Annotated in this window: 15 protein-coding genes; 10 read left to right on the forward strand and 5 right to left on the reverse strand. The window is 38.8% G+C overall.

Going from position 1 to position 19,585, the window contains the following annotated elements; translation table 11 throughout:
- Positions 1–19 precede the first annotated feature (19 nt).
- Positions 20–706 carry a DUF4956 domain-containing protein gene (locus tag EFD62_RS02215; protein WP_069194498.1) on the forward strand — a complete coding sequence of 229 codons (687 nt, stop codon included), beginning with the start codon at positions 20–22 and terminating at the stop codon, positions 704–706.
- Positions 707–734: 28 nt separating this feature from the next.
- On the forward strand, positions 735–2,684 hold the full coding sequence (locus EFD62_RS02220) for a CotH kinase family protein (protein WP_407921081.1): 1,950 nt from the start codon (positions 735–737) through the stop codon (positions 2,682–2,684).
- Positions 2,685–2,859: 175 nt separating this feature from the next.
- Here EFD62_RS02220 and EFD62_RS02225 read toward each other — a convergent pair whose 3' ends face one another.
- The 3 genes from EFD62_RS02225 to EFD62_RS02235 form a co-directional block, all read right to left on the reverse strand.
- Positions 2,860–4,479 (reverse strand): DEAD/DEAH box helicase, encoded by a 1,620-nt coding sequence (locus tag EFD62_RS02225; RefSeq protein WP_069194496.1) that lies wholly within the window; start codon positions 4,477–4,479, stop codon positions 2,860–2,862.
- A gap of 392 nt (positions 4,480–4,871) precedes the next feature.
- Positions 4,872–7,022 carry a ferrous iron transport protein B gene (feoB, locus tag EFD62_RS02230; protein ID WP_069194495.1) on the reverse strand — a complete coding sequence of 717 codons (2,151 nt, stop codon included), beginning with the start codon at positions 7,020–7,022 and terminating at the stop codon, positions 4,872–4,874.
- 67 nt (positions 7,023–7,089) lie between these two features.
- Positions 7,090–7,329, reverse strand: coding sequence for a FeoA family protein (locus EFD62_RS02235; protein ID WP_069194494.1), 240 nt, complete (start codon positions 7,327–7,329; stop codon positions 7,090–7,092).
- A 162-nt stretch (positions 7,330–7,491) separates the two neighbouring features.
- Between EFD62_RS02235 and mntR the strand changes: the two genes are divergently transcribed.
- Complete coding sequence (mntR, locus tag EFD62_RS02240) at positions 7,492–7,968, forward strand: transcriptional regulator MntR (RefSeq protein ID WP_069194493.1); 477 nt, start codon at positions 7,492–7,494, stop codon at positions 7,966–7,968.
- A gap of 23 nt (positions 7,969–7,991) precedes the next feature.
- Here the strand turns inward: mntR and EFD62_RS02245 are convergent, their stop codons facing one another.
- Positions 7,992–8,303 (reverse strand): hypothetical protein, encoded by a 312-nt coding sequence (locus tag EFD62_RS02245; RefSeq protein ID WP_235832530.1) that lies wholly within the window; start codon positions 8,301–8,303, stop codon positions 7,992–7,994.
- Positions 8,304–8,599: 296 nt separating this feature from the next.
- Between EFD62_RS02245 and EFD62_RS02250 the strand changes: the two genes are divergently transcribed.
- The 7 genes from EFD62_RS02250 to pnpS all read left to right on the forward strand — a co-directional run bounded on the left by EFD62_RS02250 (position 8,600) and on the right by pnpS (position 18,583).
- Positions 8,600–9,847: a glycosyl hydrolase 53 family protein gene (locus tag EFD62_RS02250; RefSeq protein WP_069194491.1), complete on the forward strand. Its 1,248-nt coding sequence runs from the start codon at positions 8,600–8,602 to the stop codon at positions 9,845–9,847.
- A 110-nt stretch (positions 9,848–9,957) separates the two neighbouring features.
- Positions 9,958–10,404, forward strand: a complete 447-nt coding sequence (locus EFD62_RS02255) for a C-GCAxxG-C-C family protein (protein ID WP_069194490.1) — start codon at positions 9,958–9,960, stop codon at positions 10,402–10,404.
- A 299-nt stretch (positions 10,405–10,703) separates the two neighbouring features.
- Positions 10,704–13,232 carry a dockerin type I domain-containing protein gene (locus tag EFD62_RS02260; protein WP_128705671.1) on the forward strand — a complete coding sequence of 843 codons (2,529 nt, stop codon included), beginning with the start codon at positions 10,704–10,706 and terminating at the stop codon, positions 13,230–13,232.
- 236 nt (positions 13,233–13,468) lie between these two features.
- A complete protein-coding gene (locus EFD62_RS02265; RefSeq protein WP_069194488.1) occupies positions 13,469–14,287 on the forward strand; it encodes a glycosyltransferase family 8 protein in 819 nt (272 codons plus the stop codon).
- Positions 14,288–14,363: 76 nt separating this feature from the next.
- Positions 14,364–15,896, forward strand: a complete 1,533-nt coding sequence (gene cls, locus EFD62_RS02270) for a cardiolipin synthase (protein WP_069196310.1) — start codon at positions 14,364–14,366, stop codon at positions 15,894–15,896.
- A 204-nt stretch (positions 15,897–16,100) separates the two neighbouring features.
- Positions 16,101–16,811 carry a response regulator transcription factor gene (locus EFD62_RS02280; RefSeq protein WP_069196309.1) on the forward strand — a complete coding sequence of 237 codons (711 nt, stop codon included), beginning with the start codon at positions 16,101–16,103 and terminating at the stop codon, positions 16,809–16,811.
- A 2-nt stretch (positions 16,812–16,813) separates the two neighbouring features.
- Positions 16,814–18,583, forward strand: a complete 1,770-nt coding sequence (gene pnpS, locus EFD62_RS02285) for a two-component system histidine kinase PnpS (RefSeq protein ID WP_069194487.1) — start codon at positions 16,814–16,816, stop codon at positions 18,581–18,583.
- A 15-nt stretch (positions 18,584–18,598) separates the two neighbouring features.
- Here pnpS and EFD62_RS02290 read toward each other — a convergent pair whose 3' ends face one another.
- Entirely contained in the window at positions 18,599–19,297 is a 699-nt protein-coding gene (locus EFD62_RS02290) for a thioesterase II family protein (RefSeq protein WP_083225135.1), read from the reverse strand.
- Positions 19,298–19,585 lie beyond the last annotated feature (288 nt).

A 19,585-nucleotide genomic window follows, 5' to 3' on the forward strand; every position in this document is an offset into this window, starting at 1 on the left:
AAAATGAGGGGGAAAAAACATGAAGAACCAGATAAATTTCAGTGATATTTTCAAGTCAAACTTTTTAGAGAAGGTATCGAGTTTTTCACTATTGGACGCTGCTATTGCTTTTGGATTGGCGTTTTGCATCGGCCTGTTCATATATTTTGTGTATAAGAAAACCTATAAAGGAGTTATGTATTCTCGAAGCTTCAGTATTTCATTGATTGCGCTCACAATGATAACCACTCTGATGATACTCGCAGTAACTTCAAATGTTGTGCTTTCTCTCGGTATGGTTGGTGCTCTGTCAATCGTAAGATTCCGTTCGGCCATAAAGGATCCTATGGACATTGCATATCTTTTCTGGTCCATAGCCGTTGGTATTATATTGGGAGCAGGAATGATACCTCTGGCTGTATTTGGTTCACTCTTTATAGGAATAATATTGGTATTGTTTGTGAATAAGGACAATACCGACAATCCGTATATTTTGGTAGTGAACTGTGAGGATGACAAGGCAGAAAGCAACGTGATGAATATAATTAAAGGCAAGGTCAAAAAGTATGTTGTAAAGTCAAAGACTATAACCGGAGGAAAAGGAATAGAGGTTACAGTTGAAGTGCGCCTTAAGAGCATGGAAACGGAATTTGTAAATGAAATAAGCAGACAAAATGGGGTTGAAAGTGCTGTAATGGTGAGCTATAACGGAGATTATATGAGTTGAGGATAATTTTTGTCGGCTAGTATAAGGGGTGATATATTTGAATGAAAAGGCAGATATTAAATGGATCGTCAAGATAACGTTAACTATATTGTGCATAGCTCTCCTAATAACTGGCATGGCTCTCGTTCCGAAAGCATTTCCAAATACAGAACAGGTCGATGCACAGCCGGATTATATTGACAAGATATTTAACAAGAATGTTGTAAACGAAATAAGCATCGAAATGGATGAAAGTGATTTTCAGTGGCTGATGGAAAATGCTATGAAGGAAGAGTATAAAAGCTGTAACATAACAATTAACGGCGAGACCTATTATAACGTGGGGATTAGGCCAAAGGGAAATTCTAGCCTTTCGCAGGTTGCAATGAGTAATTCACCGCAACGATTTAGTTTCAAGCTTGATTTTAATGAGTATATTGACGGACAGACATACCATGGAGCGAATAAAATTGTTCTAAACAACATTATATCGGATAAAACCTACATGAAGGAGTATCTTTCCTATGAGCTGTTTGATTTTATGGGGATACCATCATCTGCATATGCTTATTCTAATATCAAAATAAATAATGAGGATTGGGGTTTATATCTTGCGCTTGAAGTAGTTGATGAAAGCTATATTAAAAGGCATTTTGGAAGTGTAGAGGGCAATCTGTACAAACCTGAGTCTATGGATATGGGAGGAGTCAGGGATCGACAGCAGAACGGCGGACCTGGAAAATGGGGTGTTTTTGACAACGACGCAATGCCGTTCCCGAGAGGACGCAGAGATCAGATGCCCAATGGAGAAGGAATGCAGCGGATGCCGAATGAAGCAGGAATAGAGCGGATGCCCAATGGAGAAGGAATGCAGCATATGCCGAATGAAGCAGGAATAGAGCGGATGCCCAATGGAGAAGGAATGCAGCAGATACCCAATGTGGGCGGAAGAGAGCAGATACCAAATGGAGAAGGAGCTCAGGGGAGATTTAATGGTGGATTTAAAGGTGGTTTTGGAGGAATGGGTTCAAGAGGGGGTGCCAATCTAAAATATATAGACGACTCTCCGTCGAGTTATTCGGTCATAAGGGAGGGTGCGGTTTTTAAAACCACTACGGATGCAGAATTTAAAAAAGTGGTTGAGATGATTAAGAACCTTAATGAAGGAGCTAACCTTGAGAAATATCTTGATGTGGACGAGATCCTGAGATTTTGGGCTGTGAATACCTTCCTGGTTAATCTTGACGGTTATAGTGGCGGCATGTATCACAACTATTATCTTTACGAAGAGGGCGGAGTATTTACACTTTTGCCATGGGATTTCAACCTATCATTTGCCGGCTTTGGAGTAAATGATTCTAGCAGTGCGGTGAATTTTCCGATAGATAAACCTGTAACTGGAAGCTTGGAAGATGCACCCCTAATAGGTAAGCTTTTAGAGGTACCTGAATATAAAGAACGTTATCATGTTTATTTGAAAGAAATTGTGGAAAAGTATATTGATGGAGGGGTATACGAAGATTCTATCAACAGCATAAATGCACTTATTAGTGATTATGTGAAAAATGATGCCACTGCATTTTATACGTTTGAGGAGTATCAAAAAGGTGTACAGGCGATATTGACCTTTGGGAAAGACAGAGCTGAGAGCATTAGGGCTCAGCTTAACGGGACTCAGCCTTCATCCTCGTATGGCAGCATAGAAACTACATTGAATCTATCGGATATGGGAGGTATGGGAGGAGGTATGCAGCCACCTCGTAATATGCAGATGCCTAATGGAATGCAAATGCCGGACGGAATGCAGATACCAAATGGAATGCAGATACCAGACGGAATGCGTCCACCTGACAATATGCAACCCCCTGGCGGCATGGAGATGTTCCGCAACAATCCAGCATCCGGAAATCAAAGTGTAGTTTTAATATTGTCAGTTGCTGCACTAATTCCGGGATTGATATTTGTTGCCACATTTAAGAGAAGAAAATACAAAACATAATTGGCTTTTTAGCATATTTCCAGTGTTAAAAACGTACTTCTACTATTAGTGCCCTGGGAACTTTGGGAATAATTCCTGTTCCGGGGCACTGTTTTTCTTTTATTCCTTACGAAAGACTATTGTTCTTAACGAAAGAATACTCACAAACTTAAAATGATTCCGTTAACCTGTTTGTCTATCTCCTGGATTTTGCGGGCTCAATAATTATTCTTTTCCCCTTAATCTGTGAGTTTTTCATTATAGTAAGAACATCTTCTACATTTTCGTGGGGAACCTCGACAAAAGTATATTTATCGTAAACATCTATTGAACCGATTATTTTTCCCCTGATACCGGTTTCACCGGCAATGGCGCCAACAATATCCCTAGGTGCAACTTTATCCTTTCTGCCAACATTTATAAAAAGCCGACTCATACCGGATTGTGCACTATAGTTTTTGAAAGCATCACAGTCGCTGGTATCGTTTTCATCCTCTTCAATGTTATATTCCCTGGTGCCCGTATCTTTTTCAAGAGCCATCTTAATCAATGCCGCTGCTATGTCCACAGAGTTGTAGTCTTCTTCGATTAGCTGTTCAACTATCTGGGCATACTCATTTATCCCGCCTTTTGCAATTACTGACTTTATATCGTCAATAAACCTGGTAGTCTTGTTTTCCTTCAAATCGTTTACAGTAGGTATTGGCTTAAGATTTATCTTCTCGTTGGTATACCTTTGTATATTTTTTAAAACGATTAACTCTTTTCTGCCTGAAACCAATGTGAAAGACCGACCGGTGCGCCCGGCTCGTCCGGTTCTGCCGATACGATGTACATAATACTCTTCATCGTGGGGGATATCATAGTTGAACACCGCTTCTATATCATCAATATCAATACCTCTAGCAGCCACATCAGTTGCAACAAGAACGTCTATTTTACCGTTTCTGAAGGCATTCATGACCCTGTTTCTTGCAGCCTGATTCATATCTCCGTGTAAGCCATCCGCCATGTAACCTCTTTGCTGGAGGTCATTAACCAGTTCGTCGACGGTTTTCTTTGTATTGCAAAAAACAAGCGAAAGTTTGGGGTTGTACATATCCAGAAGTCTGCTTAATACCTCAAGCTTTCTTGATTGTGAGACTTCACAATAGTTCTGCTCAATGCCCGCTACGGTCAACTGTTTGTGGACTACCTTTACCAGTTCGGGATCTTTTAAATAGCTTTTTGCCAAGCTTAGAATATCTTTCGACATTGTAGCTGAGAATAACACTGTTTGCCTTTCTTCGGGTATTTCCTTTAGGATAGTTTCAATGTCATCCCTAAAGCCCATGTTCAGCATTTCATCAGCTTCATCAAGAACTACCATTGAAACCGATTTTAATTTCAGAGTCCGACGCCTCATATGATCCATTACACGGCCTGGAGTCCCTACTACAATTTGAACTCCCTGTTTAAGCGCCTTAATTTGACGATCAATAGGTTGTCCGCCGTAAATCGGCAAGGCCTTTATTCCATGTTTGTATTTTGCAAATTTTCTGATTTCACCCGACGCTTGTATAGCCAGCTCTCTAGTAGGACATAGTACCAGAGCCTGCAAAGCTTTGTCCTCGGCATTTATCCTTTCAAGGGCAGGGATTCCAAAAGCAGCTGTTTTTCCTGTGCCCGTTTGAGAATGACCAATCATATCTCTGCCTGATATTATTATGGGGATACTTTTTGTCTGAATAGATGTAGCCTCTTCATATCCCATATCCTCAACAGCTCTTAGTATTTCGCCGGATATAGGCATTTGTGAAAATTTAATTTTTTCCATATAACTCACTTCCTTATCTTTACATTGTTTGGTTTATATTACAAAACATCTTGTTTGTGCCAATAAAATACATAAGGACATTAATTTGAACCCTTTTATTTATACCCCGATTTATATTGTTTATAATGATAATATGAGAATATTTAAAGGAGAGTATATACTCTCCTTTAAGTCAGATGCATAGACAGTATTGGGCAATCCTGAATATAATCTTGCAAGTTCCATTACTAAAACAACCAAATTAAAGAGGTTTGTATATAAATAAATCAATTCATTATCAATAATATATTAACCAGCTAGTTTAGAATAACACATGATGATAAAAAATGCAATCTTTTTTCATTTATTTCCATAACCACAGAATCTGCAGTGTAAAAATTAGACTAAGTAATTTACACCAATGCCAGGAGCCTAGCCAAATTTGCAACTATGAAGCAAATTATAATACCTGACAGGGTTGGAACCAAAAATGAAATAAAAGTCCACTTCCAGCTTTGAGTTTCTTTTTTTATGGTCAGACAGGTGGTACTGCAAGGCCAGTGCATTAGGGAGAACAGCATGACGCACAGTGCGGTTACCCAAGTCCACCCGTTATCCAGCAGAAGTTGTTTCAGCTGACTTAAGTTATCAAATTCCATCATGGTTTTGCTTGACAAATAGCTCATTATAATTATCGGAACTACAATTTCATTCGCTGGAAAACCGAGAATGAAAGCCATAAGAATATAGCCGTCCAGACCGATTAATCTGGCAAAGGGATCGAGAAAATCTGCGCAGTGAGATAATAGACTGAGGTCTCCTACGTAAATATTTCCCATAATCCATATCACAAGGCCCGCAGGAATAGCTACTGAAACAGCTCTTCCCAGCACAAACAGAGTTCTGTCAAATATTGATCTTACAATAATTTTGCCTACTTGAGGCTTACGATACGGGGGAAGCTCTAGGGCGAAGGAAGAGGGAAGTCCCTTCAATATTGTTTTGGACAGTAGTTTTGAAATAAGCAATGTCATTACAATACCCAAAAGAATTACTCCAGTCAAAAAAAGTGTTGAAAGCACTGACTGCGAGAAACCTCCGAAACTTCCTACAAAGAACATGGTTATTATGGCAATCAGCGTAGGAAAACGACCGTTGCAAGGTACAAAATTGTTGGTGATTATGGCTATCAGTCTTTCCCGCGGAGAGTCAATTATTCTACATCCGATAATGCCGGCGGCATTGCAGCCAAATCCCATGCACATGGTTAGAGATTGCTTGCCGTGGGCGCATGCCTTTTTAAAGAAATTATCGAGATTGAAGGCTACTCTAGGGAGATATCCCAAGTCTTCAAGCAGTGTAAATAACGGAAAGAATATGGCCATTGGAGGCAGCATGACCGATACAACCCATGCCACAGTTCTGTATATTCCTAACACCAATAATTCGTGAACCCATTTAGGTGAACCCACCCAGACAAAAAAGTCGGTTAGCCGGTCCTCAATCCAGAAAAAGAAAGTTGAAAGCATTTGTGAAGGGTAATTAGCTCCTGTAATTGTAATCCAGAAGATTACCCCCAGCATGGTAAGCATGACCGGTATTCCAAAAACCCTTGATGTCAGGATTTTGTCTATTTTCCTATCTATATGGTTGTATTGCTTGTTTTCAAAGGTAATTGCACTTAGGCTAAGCTCTTCTGCGATTTTCACCAGCCTTGTAACAATCTTGTCTCTAAGCTGGTCCGAATCAATACCGTTATGGGTAAGATGCTTTTTTGCTGCATCAACAAGCCCGGCGAGCTCGACATTATCCAAAAGGTTAAATCCTAGGAAATCATTCAATGATTTCAGCAAAGTATCATCACTATCCAAAAGCTTAAGTGCGACCCATCGGCTGTTAATTTTTCCTCCGATTATTTCCTCAATTTTTGGCTGAATCATTTTAATTGCTTCTTCCACGATGTCGTCATAGGTGATTTTGATGGGGTGGGCGGATGTATCTTTATTTGAAATATCGTAGACCGCATCCATCAACTTGTCAAGACCCTTGTTGCTGCGGGCATTTGTCGGAATCACGGGTACTCCCAGAAGCTTTGAAAGTTTATTGTAGTCAATTTTAATTTTTTTTCTCGCAGCTTCGTCTATTAAGTTGACGCAAACGACAACTCTGTTTGTGATTTCAAGGGTTTGAAGAACCAGGTTCAAATTTCTCTCAAGGCATGTAGCATCGGTTACGACAACTGTGGCGTCAGGCTGTCCAAAGCAGACAAAGTCCCTTGCTACTTCTTCTTCTACGGAGTTTGCCATGAGGGAATATGTACCCGGAATGTCAACCATAATAAAATTTTTATCTTTATGCGTATATTTTCCCTGAGCGTTGGTAACGGTCTTGCCCGGCCAGTTTCCGGTATGTTGATTCAGTCCCGTAAGATTGTTGAATACTGTGCTTTTTCCAACGTTTGGATTTCCTGCAAGTGCTATGACTCTGTCGACAGGTGTACTTTTTTCGATACTAAGTTTATGCTCCAGAACACCTATTCCTGTAGATTGACTTGTAAGCCCCATTTATTTATACCTCCTGAAAATTCATAGGGGGAGTCCTGTCATACTAGAAGGAACTCCCTGAATTAGCCTAATTTACTTCGACCATGATTTTGCTTGCTTCTTCAGAACGAAGAGCAATTACCGCACCACGGATGTGATAGGCGGTAGGGTCGCCGGAAGGACTTTTTTGCAAAGCCTCGACAACAGTATCTGAAACCAGCCCGAGATCCAGCATTCTTCTGCGGATTGTTCCATCTGAAGTAAGGGATTTTACTTTTGCCCTTTTCCCTAAAGGTAAAGAATTTAAGGTGATTTGCTCTCCAGCCATAATAACTACCTCCGGAATATGTTATGTTTATTTGTTATATTATCAAAATAAGCGGAGAGAAATTTTGTTTCTCAAGACTAATATATGAAATATAAAATGATAGTGTTACGAATATAATTAATTAATTGGAAAAATATCCGATTAAATAGGATGGTGATAAAAGTGCAAAACAACGAATTTCACACAGTCAGGGGATATCAGCTCATCAAGCAGGAAAAAAAGCTTTTAACATCGGCCATGGAAGATTATCTTGAAATGATTTTCAGAAATGTAGGGAAAGAGGGATACATGCGCATAAATACCCTGGCAGAGATGCTGAATGTAAGACCTTCATCGGCAACCAAAATGGTTCAAAAACTTTCGCAGAGGGGTTTTGTAGAGTATGAGAAATATGGTATTATTACTCTTACGGAAAAAGGAAAGACCTTGGGTGAATTTCTCTTGGAGAGACACAATATAATTGAAAAATTTCTAAGTAGTCTCGGAATCCGGGACAATCTTTTGATAGAAACAGAGCTCATTGAACATAATGTCAGTGTTGACACCCTAAGAAGCATTGATCATCTGAATAGCTTTTTTGAAGATCATCCCGAAATTGTAGAGGAGTTCCAGCGTTATAGAAGTATAAAACATATATGATGAAAAAGATAATACATTATATTTTATTCTGATAAACCTATCGGATACGTTTTTCCAATAGGGACAGTGAACATAAAGCCTATCCCGGGGCTGGACACTTTTCCTATTATGCCTTGAACAGCTGCTACCGCTTTTTCAACTAATTCTTCATTTTCTAAAACGGTAAAGATAGTCTTATTATATGGGTGAATATTATCTAAAAGTGATTTTAGAGCACCAAAGAGAGATATTTTATTATTTTCACCATTAATAATGGCACTTGCCATTCCTTGACTATGCAAAATAGTGGCACCGCTTACTCCAACTTCAACAAATCCAGCTAAAATATCATCCAAATAATCAACTTCATTTAATACAATAAAAAGAGCGTAAATATTGCAGCACCTTCCTTCTAATGGTTTATAAAAACTAATGTGAACATAACATTAAAGTACCTAAAAGTCAATACATTTTTCTAACATAAGGAACATCTATAAATCTATTATTTGGACCTTTCAAGGAAAATATTATTTTTTATTAATAAATATACAATATATGATACAATAAACTTGGGTATTTATACATAATGTAAGTAATTAGAGACTAAAGTGTCTTAAAAGAGTGAAGGAATATAGCCATTAGGGGGTGCGCTATGTTAATTAAAACTATCAAACCTATTATTATGTTTATCCTGGTCTTATCTGTTGTGTTGTTTTCAATTCCCAAAACTTATGCCCAAGGGGCGGTAACTTTTGCAAAGGGAGCTGACGTAAGCTGGTTGCCGGAGATGGAGGCCAATGGCTACAAATTTTACGGTGACAATGGCATTGAGCAGGATTGTCTTCAAATTTTGAAGGATCATGGAATAGACTCAATCAGACTCAGGGTATGGGTCAATCCTCCCAATGGCTATTGCAGCAAAGACGAGACAGTTAAGATGGCAGTAAGAGCTAAAAACATGGGATTTAGAATAATGATAGACTTTCATTATAGTGATTCATGGGCGGACCCGGGAAAGCAAACAAAACCATCAGTGTGGGCTGGGTATGATTTTAATGGGTTGATGAAGGCAGTATATGACTATACATACGATGTTATGAGTACTTTAAAAGCCAATGGTATAACTCCCGAGTGGGTTCAAATCGGAAATGAAACCAATAATGGTATGCTGTGGGAAGATGGAAAGGCAACAAACAGTATGAGGAATTTTGCATGGCTTATTAACTGCGGTCATGATGCTGTAAAAGCAGTAAGTCCCCAATCCAAGGTTATAGTTCATATTGCCAATGGGTATGACAATGCATTGTATAGATGGATATTTGACGGCATTACTGCCAACGGTGCAAGGTTTGATGTTATAGGTATGTCGTTGTATCCTACTGCCACCGATTGGCCTGATTTGACAAGTCAAGCCCTCAGCAATATGAAGGATATGGTGTCTAGATACGGAAAAGAAGTTATGATATGTGAAGTTGGAATGGATTACTGGGATTCGCAAGCTTGTAAAGACTTCATTACAGATATAATACAAAAGACGAAATCCCTACCGGATAATAAAGGCCTTGGAGTGTTTTATTGGGAGCCTCAATGCTATAACTGGCAGTATTATAATAAGGGAGCCTTTGATTTGTCCGGCAAACCTACGATTGCTCTGGATGCGTTTTTGCCTTCAGTCACACCGGGCAATCTTGTTTATGGCGATTTAAACGGTGATGGACGTGTGAACTCGACGGACTTAACTTTTCTAAAGAGATATATACTGGGTTCTATAGATTCTTTTCCCTATGAAAGGGGAAAAGAGGCAGCCGACCTGAACATGGACGGTCGTATAAATTCAACTGATTATTCTGTGCTAAAAAGATATATACTCAATATAATACCATCGCTTCCTGTTAAGTGAGAATAATATGTTGACATATCCATGTCTAGAGGTCTAGTATTGTTATGTGTATGAAAGTATAATAGTAGTATGCGAGAATGTAGGATAGGGGTTTAAATGGAGGGATTTTTTTGAACAGTAAATCTGAACGGGCTGTTGAGCTGTTTAAAGAAGGATATAATTGCTCCCAGGCGGTTCTTGGAGCATATTGTGAAGAGGCTGGGATTGACATAAAAACTGCATTAATGCTTACATCTCCCTTTGGAGGCGGTATAGGAAGGTTAAGAGAGGTTTGCGGAGCTGCTTCGGCCATGTTTATGATAGCGGGATTAAAGTATGGTTGTGTTGATCCGAAAGACATGAAAGCGAAAGAAGAGCATTATAAACTGGTTCAAAAGCTGGCAGAACAGTTTAAGGAAATAAACGGTTCCATAATATGCAGAGAGCTTTTGGGGCTGGATATAGTCCATGATAAACCTACACCTGAGAAGAGGACAGCAGGTTACTATAAAAAGCGTCCCTGCGTGGAGATAGTAAGAAGTGCAGCTGAAATTATTGACGAGCTTTTAAAAGCATAATCCATACAAAAAATATATATTTTTCATATTTTGCAAGATAATCCAAAAAAGAAAGAAGGTCTTAGGTTCCTATCTTTCTTTTTTTGCATATAAAACATTGTTAAACAACAAGTACATCAAAGGAAACTATAGAATCGAATTTATATAACAAAGAAAGAACTTATTTAATATTCTTACAATAGATGAGGCGCCCATTTTAATAACAATGAGAGGAGGCTGTTTTGTCGGAAGGGAATTGTGAAACAGACAGATTTTAGAGAGAAAGAATTTTTAATCAGTTATTAAGGGAGGATTTGCTAATGAGTAAAAAGTTTACGGGTAAAATTAAGGCTGTTGCTTTTGCAGCAGCATTTGCAGTTACTGCAATATTTGCCCCATCGATTTCCAGTCAAGCTGTCAGCAGTGTACCTTACAAGTGGGACAATGTGGTAATCGGCGGAGGCGGAGGATTTATGCCGGGCATAATTTTTAATGAGACTGAAAAGGATTTGATTTATGCCCGTGCGGATATTGGAGGAGCATATCGCTGGGATCCCTCCACAGAGACTTGGATTCCGCTGCTGGACCATTTTCAAATGGATGAGTACAGCTATTACGGAGTAGAGAGTCTTGCAACGGACCCTGTAGACCCGGACCGTGTTTACATAGCAGCAGGTATGTATACCAACGATTGGCTGCCCAATATGGGTGCAATTCTACGCTCAAATGACAGGGGAGAAACATGGGAAAAATCAATACTGCCTTTTAAATTCGGAGGAAATATGCCGGGAAGATCCATGGGGGAGCGTCTGGCAATTGACCCGAATGACAACAGTATTCTTTATTTTGGAGCTCGATGCGGAAATGGGCTGTGGAGAAGTACCGACTACGGTGTGACCTGGTCTCAGGTAACAAATTTCCCTAATGTCGGAACCTATATTTATGATCCCAACTATGATTACACAAAAGATATTATTGGAGTGGTGTGGGTTGCTTTTGACAAAAGCAGCAGTACACCCGGCAAACCTACTAAGAATATATATGTTGGTGTAGCTGACAAGAATGAGAGCATTTACCGCAGCACAGACGGAGGTGCCACTTGGGAAGCTGTTCCCGGACAACCTACCGGATTACTTCCCCATCACGGGGTTTTGGCATCAAACGGGATGCTGTTTATAACCTACGGTGATACTTGCGGACCTTATGACGGCGGTGGAAAAGGCCAAGTCTGGAAGTACAATACATCTACCGGAAAATGGACGGATATCAGTCCCCTGCCATATTCAAGCGCAGACAATCGTTTTTGCTTTGCAGGACTTGCGGTAGATAAACAGAATCCTGACAATCTAATTGTAAGCTCCATGAATGCATGGTGGCCGGATGAATTTATTTTCCGCAGTACTGACGGCGGAGCAACATGGAAGAATATTTGGGAATGGGGAATGTATCCTGAACGTATACTGCATTATGAACAGGATATCTCTGCGGCACCGTGGTTGGATTGGGGAGTTGAGAAACCTCTGCCGGAGATTAACCCAAAGCTTGGATGGATGATAGGTGATATAGAGATTGACCCGTTCAATTCTGATCGTATGATGTATGTTACCGGTGCTACCATCTATGGTACGGACAACCTTACCGATTGGGACAAAGGCGGTAAAGTTAAAATTGAAGTAAAGGCTACAGGAATTGAGGAATGTGCAGTTTTAGGCTTGGTTAGTCCTCCGGAGGGAGCACCTCTTGTGAGTGCGGTTGGCGATATCGTCGGCTTTGTTCATGAGGATTTGAATGTGGGCCCAAATAAATTCCACGTTTCTTCTTATTCATCAGGTACAGGAATTGATTATGCGGAGCTTACTCCGAATTTTATGGCATTAGTTGCAAAGAGTGATTCATATGAAGTAAAGAAGATTTCCTTTTCCTACGATGGCGGAAAGAATTGGTTCCAAGCACCTAGTGAGGCACCAAACTCGGCAGGAGGCGGTTCGGTTGCTGTTTCAGCCGATGGAAAATCAGTTATCTGGACACCAGAGAATTCCAGCCCTGCAGTTACAACAAATAATGGCAACTCATGGAAAGTTTGTACGCCTCTTGGTATGAATACGAGGGTAGCCTCTGACCGTGTGAATGGCGAAAAATTCTACGCTTTCTATGACGGCAAATTCTATATAAGCACAGATGGTGGAGTAACCTTTACTGATACAAAAGCACCTGAGCTTCCTGAAGAAGTTAATGGTATTAAAGCCGTACCGGGCAAAGAAGGACATGTATGGCTTGCTGCAAGAGAGGGCGGATTGTGGAAGTCCACTGACAGTGGAGCTACATTTGAAAAAATCTCCGATGTGGATACTGCGCATGTAGTAGGCTTTGGAAAGGCAGCACCGGGACAGGATTATATGGCAGTTTATATTACCGGTAAAGTTGATGATGTCTTAGGGTTTTTCCGTTCCGACGATGCCGGTAAGACGTGGGTACGTATCAACGATGACGAACATGGGTATGGAGCTGTTGATACAGCAATAACAGGAGATCCAAGAGTTTATGGGCGCGTGTATATTGCTACCAACGGAAGAGGTATCATTTACGGCGAACCTGATTCCAATACTCCAGAACCAACTCCAGAACCAACTCCTACAGCTATGGTGGGTGATTTGAATGGTGATAAAAAAATAAACTCAACAGATGTTACTTTTATGAAGAGATATATTCTAAAAATAATAGACGATCTACCTGTTGAAGATGATATGTGGGCAGCAGACATAAATGGTGATGGGAAGATAACTTCTACTGACTTAACTTATTTAAATAGATATGTACTCAAAATTATTACGGAGTTTCCTAAAAAATAATAGTTGACATAGTAATAAGTGTATTTTACATAAATATATTTTATGGCGATAATTAATTTAAATGCTTTGTTTACCCTGTGAAGGTTTCTTTGCAGGGTTTTTTATTTTGTATATATGCTTAGAAAAAGTTATCCTAATATGTTATTATGAATAGAAAGAAGTATTAAGTTAATAATAAGTGCCTATAAAAAATGTTCTCAATTCCGTATAAGATTTGGGTCTAGGAGTGGATAATAATGAAAAACATACTTGTGACATTGGATTCCAATTATCTAAAGCCTTTAAAAGTAATGCTGAAATCACTTTTTATTAATAATCGGAACGAAGAGTTTGGCATATATTTGATGCACTCCGCTATAAAGGAAGAGTATCTTGAGGATTTGAACAGATTTATTGAAGCAGAAGGCAGCAAATTGAGAATTGTGCACGTGGACAACAGCTATTTTGAAAATGCCCCGACACTGCTTCACTACACAAAGGCAATGTACTACCGGCTTCTTGCATTTAAGTTTTTGCCGGAAGATTTGGAACGTATATTGTATCTCGACCCGGATATTTTAGTTATAAATCCGGTGGATAAGCTTTATGATATTGATATTGACAACTATTTGTATGCTGCGGCATATCATAATATGATATCAATTAAAGGAATCAATAGAATAAGATTAAATGCTTATGATATTAAAGAATACTATAATTCCGGTGTGCTATTTATGAATCTGAAGCTTCAGCGAGAGACAATCAGTGAAAAGGAAATTTTTGGTTTTGTAGAAAACAATCGAAGCAAGCTTATTATGCCGGATCAGGATATTATTAATTCATTGTATTCGCAAAAAATTAAGAGTCTTGATGAGAAAATATATAATTATGATGCAAGATATTATAATTACTATAAAATTACAAGCAATGGCAAGTGTGATATGGACTACATAATAAATAACACTGTATTTATTCATTTTTGCGGAAAGAAAAAGCCATGGAAGAAATACTATAGCGGCAAGTTCCATTCATTGTACAAACATTATGAAAAGCTGGCATTAAATTCGGTGTACTGATATTTTTGAATTTTATTGGCTCAGGAGTTGTTCAATATAGTTAAATTAAGGGGCTGAATTCTGAATGTGGTCAAGGATGAAATCTATCATAAAATTTTTATATCATAGAGTTGTTCTAATATCTTTGGCAATAGTGATACAATTGGTTGTCCTTATAAGTGTAATATTAAGGTTTAATGACTATTTCGTATTCTTTTATTGGGCAAGCCTGATTATAAGCGTAGTCGAAGTATTCTGGATTGTGAACGGCAAGAGCAATCCCTCCTACAAGATAGCATGGATTATTCCTATACTCCTGTTTCCGATTTTTGGAGGATTGTTTTATATTTTTTTTGGAGGGAAAAAACTAAGTAGATACGAAAAGAAAAAATTGAGGTCCATTGGACTTAAGGTGGAAAATGCTCTGGTACCGCAGCCGCTGGTTTTGAGTGAAATTATGTTGCATGATGATGGTGCGGCTGTTCAATCAAGATATATCCAAAATATAGCCTATTATCCTCCCCACAAGAATTCTACAGGGGAGTACCTTCCTATTGGAGAGAAAAAGTTTGAGAGGCTTAAGGAGGAACTTGAAAAAGCAGAGCATTTTATATTTATGGAGTACTTTATAATCGAGGAAGGGGTTATGTGGAACAGCATACTGGACATACTGGCAGCAAAAGCAAAAAAAGGTGTGGATGTTCGGATTATTTATGATGATATGGGATGTCTCTTGCTGCTACCCTACAATTACAGCAAAAAGCTCGAGAGCATGGGGATTAAATGCTGCGTTTTTAACCCAGTATCTCCGATATTGTCTGCCAGGATAAATAATCGGGACCACAGAAAAATAGCAATAATTGATGGACATACGGGATTTACCGGTGGCATCAACCTTGCGGATGAGTACATCAATGAAGTAAAGAAGCATGGATACTGGAAAGACACTGCTATAATGGTAAAGGGAGAAGCAGTATGGAATATGACGGTAATGTTCCTGTCCATGTGGGATTATCTTAGAGGAATTGACGAGGATTTCAATAAGTTTCGCTATAAGCTTACAAATGGAGACGAAAGGCACGATGGGTATTTTCAGCCATTTTCAGACAGCCCCTTTGATGATGAAACTGTTGGTGAAACGGTCTATTTGAATTTGCTGAACAAAGCAAAGAGGTATGTTTATATTACAACTCCCTATCTTGTTATAGATTATAAAATGACACAAGCATTGGCATCAGCAGCTAAATCCGGAATAGATGTCCGGATCATAACCCCCCATATAGAGGATAAATGGTATGTCCATGCGGTTACAAGATCAAATTATCGCTTTTTGGTTGAAAGCGGTGTAAAAATTTATGAGTATACACCGGGATTTATCCACTCTAAAACGTTTGTTTCCGACGATGAATATGCGGTTGTGGGCACGATAAACATGGACTACAGGAGTTTTTATCTGCATTTTGAGTGCGGCGTCTGGACATACAAAAGCAAAAGCGTGCTTGCCATAAAGGAGGACTTTCTTAGTACTCTTGAGGTGTGCGCGCAAATTACAATGGATATGATTAATAAAGCAAAGTGGTACAAAAACCTGTTGGGTACCCTTCTGCGTATTTTTGCCCCCCTTATGTAAAGTAGCCTCAATGTTTTACAGTCATTGAATCGGGAATTGGTCTTCTAATATTCCGAAAATTATAGGAAATGAATGCTTTGACAGTTTGAACGTATATAAGGAGTATGATATAGTGGAACTAAGAAAACGAATAGGTAGGATGTATTAAGACCGAATCCTTTGGTAAACAGGGCGGACATAATACAGGAAGGTGCAGTGTACTATATGGCAAAAAAGTTAATTTACATAGTGGAAGATGAAATGCATATTCAGGAATTAATCAGGTTTAATCTTGAAGAGAACGGCTATGAGGTAGACTGTTTTGAAAGTGGAGAGGCTATGTTGGATGTTGTGGGAAGGAAAAGACCGGATCTCTTTGTTCTGGACATAATGCTCCCGGGTATAGATGGTTTTGAAATTTGCAGGAGAATTAAGGAGAATTATGAACTGAAGAAAATACCCATAATTATGCTGACTGCCAAAAATGATGAGTTGGACAGGGTTTTAGGTCTTGAACTCGGCGCGGATGACTATATTTCAAAGCCCTTTAGTGTCAGGGAGTTTATAGCAAGGGTAAAGGTGGTCTTCAGAAGACAGGCAGATACTGCTGAAAATACTTCGAAAACCATTAATGTCGGGAAGATATCGATAGATTTTGAAAGACGTGAGGTCTATAAGGATGGCCAAATAATTGAAATGACATTTAAAGAGTATGAGCTTTTGAAGCTATTGATTATAAACAAAGGCAAGGTTCTTTCCCGAGAGATGCTTCTGGAGAAAGTATGGGGCTATGATTTTTTCGGAGAAACAAGGACCGTGGACGTACATATAAGGTATTTGAGACAAAAAATTGAGGATGATAACAACAATCCTGCATATATTGAGACTGTAAGGGGCATTGGTTACCGATTTAGTGATAAAGAGGATCAGGAATAATTATGAAAAAGAAGATTTTTAATTATTATTTGCTTTTAATTCTTTTAATATTATTTGTAACTGTTATTTTTATTCCTCAGATTTCCAAGAAGTTTTACACTCGAGAGGTAGAAAACAAGCTGGAAAGTATAGTTTTTTCAATTGAATATTATTTGTTGGGTATAGGAAAAAATGATGAAATTGACTATGACTTTATCGCAAAGGATTATGCCGGGAAGCACAACCGAAAATCTACCTTTCAAGGAGAGGAGCTAAGGATTACCTTCATTAGTTATGAGGGAAAAGTGTTGGGCGATTCGGAGGCCAATTTTAATCAAATGGAAAACCACTTAGGAAGAGAAGAGATTCAGGAGGCTCTTAAGGGAAGCATTGGAAGGGACATCCGCAGTAGCAGGACTTTAAAATTAGATTTATTCTATATGGCAATTCCTGTTGAGGAATTAGATGTAATTATCAGGGTTTCTGTTCCGCTTGTTCAAATGAAGAAAATTGACAAATTGATCTGGTTCTACTCTATATTGATCTTTATTGCGGGACTGATAATAGCAGTAATTGTATCATTAAGGATAGCTGCAACGGTGATACGACCGTTAAACAATATTATTTCGGTATCGAAGGAAATAACCAACGGCAACTATTCTAAGAGAATCACATTAAAATCAAAGGACGAGCTCGGCCAGCTTGCTGTCCATTTTAATGAGATGGCTTCAAAGCTTGATAAGACTATATTTGATTTAAATACAAAAAAAGTAGAGCTTGAGTCCATTGTTGAGAGTATCACAAATGGCATCATTGCAGTGGACAATGATAATACGGTGATACTGATAAATCCCGCAGCTTTCAACGCTCTAAATTTAGATACCGATGCGGAAGTCGTGGGGGACAATATTGCCCAACATATCGGAAACAATCAAATAAACCTTCTTTTGAGAGAGGCCGTTGAGAATAACAAGCAGTTTGAATCGGAGGTTGTAATTGATGACCGAGTGCTATGGGTGAATACTTCTCCCATAAGACCAAAAAATAGCAGTCCTGATAATTCGGGAGGCATTGTATTTATTCAGGACATAACCAAAGTAAGAAAACTGGAGCAGCTTCGAACTGAGTTTGTTTCCAATGTTACCCACGAACTCAAAACACCCATAACATCAATCCGGGGATTCATTGAGACACTTAAAAACGGTTCCATCAATAATCCCGTGGTGGCGGAGAGGTTTTTGGAAATTATTGACATTGAAGCAGAAAGACTTCACGAATTGATTAATGATATTCTGCTGTTGTCGGAAATAGAGACAAAACTGAAGGATACCAATTTAGAAAGCTTCGATTTAAGATCCACAGTGGAGGATGTATTTAAAGTTATGCAGAACATTGCAAAGGAGAAAAATATTAGCCTGAATAATAACGTAAGGGATAAAGTAATGATGAAGGCAAATATAAACAGGATGAAGCAGTTGATAATGAATTTGGTTGATAATGGAATTAAATATAACCTTCAAAACGGCTCAGTATCGGTTGATGGGTATAGGGAGGAAGGAAAGGTTGTTGTTTCTGTAAAAGATACAGGTATAGGAATTCCTTCCAGTCATATACCAAGAATATTTGAACGCTTCTACAGGGTGGATAGGGGAAGGTCCCGAGGTATGGGCGGTACCGGACTGGGACTTTCGATAGTGAAGCATATTGTAAACCTTTACAACGGAGACATAAAGGTGAACTCTATTGTTGGTGAAGGCACTGAGTTTATTATTAAAATCCCATCCCAAGAATAGGTGTAGTTATATCGTTTATGATAGTGTGTTATTTATTATCTCTAATATTTTCGATTTATAATCATTTATAAAAAAGTGTCCGCCGTCAAACTCATAGAAGGTGCATGCTTTATTGGTGCATTCTTTCCATTTGCTCACATCGTCACGATTGGCAAGCCTGTCCATTTTACCGTTCAGTATAGTTATGTCGCAGTCTAGCTTAAATCCATCTTCTATATGCTTGTAGAGTTCCACAATCTTGTAATCGGCTCTTATAATAGGCAGGAAAAGAGATAGCAGTTGCTGGTTGCTCAAAATTTCCTCATTCATTCCTCCAAATTCTTCAAGTAGTTTTATGAATTCGCTGTTGGGAAGTAAGTGGTTTTTTGTTCCTGGAAAGATGAAAGGAGGAACCCTTCCAGAGAAGAACACATGATCCGGTTCACGTAATTTATGTATTCTTGCTTTTCTTACCAATTCATAGGCCAGAATAGCCCCCATGCTATGGCCGAAAATGGAGTAAGGCGAATCGCAAAGTTCGTTTTTAATCTGTGGGAAAATATCCTCTATGACTTCTTCTATACTATTGTACAAAGGTTCGCTAATCCGTCTACCTCTTCCGGCAAGATCCAACGGCCTAAGTTCTATTTTATCACTCAAATGTTTCTTCCAGCCCATGTACACAGCAGAAGAACCGCCGGCATAGGGAAAACAAAACAGCTTTATCCTATTCAATTGTTATTCCTCCAGACATTATTCGATTTATGCAGCTACTTTTGTAATGCAACACAAATTGATTATACTATATAATTCCTATTAAGTGAATTTATTTGGATAAAGATCTGATGCCGAAGCAATCCAATTGAGATTAATATCTGAATAATTTAAAAGATTCTCTTAAATTGCAATATTAAATGCAACACTTTTTAAAGAAACCTGATGATATTTATCATTCCAACCTTAACCATTCTTCAACAGGCGGGTGAAATGGTGTCAAGGGCGGTTTTCCCCTTGATACCATTT

Origin of the sequence: Acetivibrio mesophilus (genome assembly GCF_004102745.1) — a bacterium.
Taxonomy (GTDB): domain Bacteria; phylum Bacillota; class Clostridia; order Acetivibrionales; family Acetivibrionaceae; genus Hungateiclostridium; species Hungateiclostridium mesophilum.

What these genes read in the sequence shown, in the direction of transcription:
- EFD62_RS02215 (WP_069194498.1), top strand. Translation starts at nt 20, where the DNA reads ATGAAGAACCAGATAAATTTCAGTGATATTTTCAAGTCAAACTTTTTA.
- EFD62_RS02225 (WP_069194496.1), bottom strand. Translation starts at nt 4,479, where the DNA reads ATGGAAAAAATTAAATTTTCACAAATGCCTATATCCGGCGAAATACTA.
- feoB (WP_069194495.1), bottom strand. Translation starts at nt 7,022, where the DNA reads ATGGGGCTTACAAGTCAATCTACAGGAATAGGTGTTCTGGAGCATAAA.
- EFD62_RS02235 (WP_069194494.1), bottom strand. Translation starts at nt 7,329, where the DNA reads ATGGCTGGAGAGCAAATCACCTTAAATTCTTTACCTTTAGGGAAAAGG.
- EFD62_RS02250 (WP_069194491.1), top strand. Translation starts at nt 8,600, where the DNA reads ATGTTAATTAAAACTATCAAACCTATTATTATGTTTATCCTGGTCTTA.
- EFD62_RS02260 (WP_128705671.1), top strand. Translation starts at nt 10,704, where the DNA reads ATGAGTAAAAAGTTTACGGGTAAAATTAAGGCTGTTGCTTTTGCAGCA.
- EFD62_RS02265 (WP_069194488.1), top strand. Translation starts at nt 13,469, where the DNA reads ATGAAAAACATACTTGTGACATTGGATTCCAATTATCTAAAGCCTTTA.
- cls (WP_069196310.1), top strand. Translation starts at nt 14,364, where the DNA reads ATGAAATCTATCATAAAATTTTTATATCATAGAGTTGTTCTAATATCT.
- EFD62_RS02280 (WP_069196309.1), top strand. Translation starts at nt 16,101, where the DNA reads ATGGCAAAAAAGTTAATTTACATAGTGGAAGATGAAATGCATATTCAG.
- pnpS (WP_069194487.1), top strand. Translation starts at nt 16,814, where the DNA reads ATGAAAAAGAAGATTTTTAATTATTATTTGCTTTTAATTCTTTTAATA.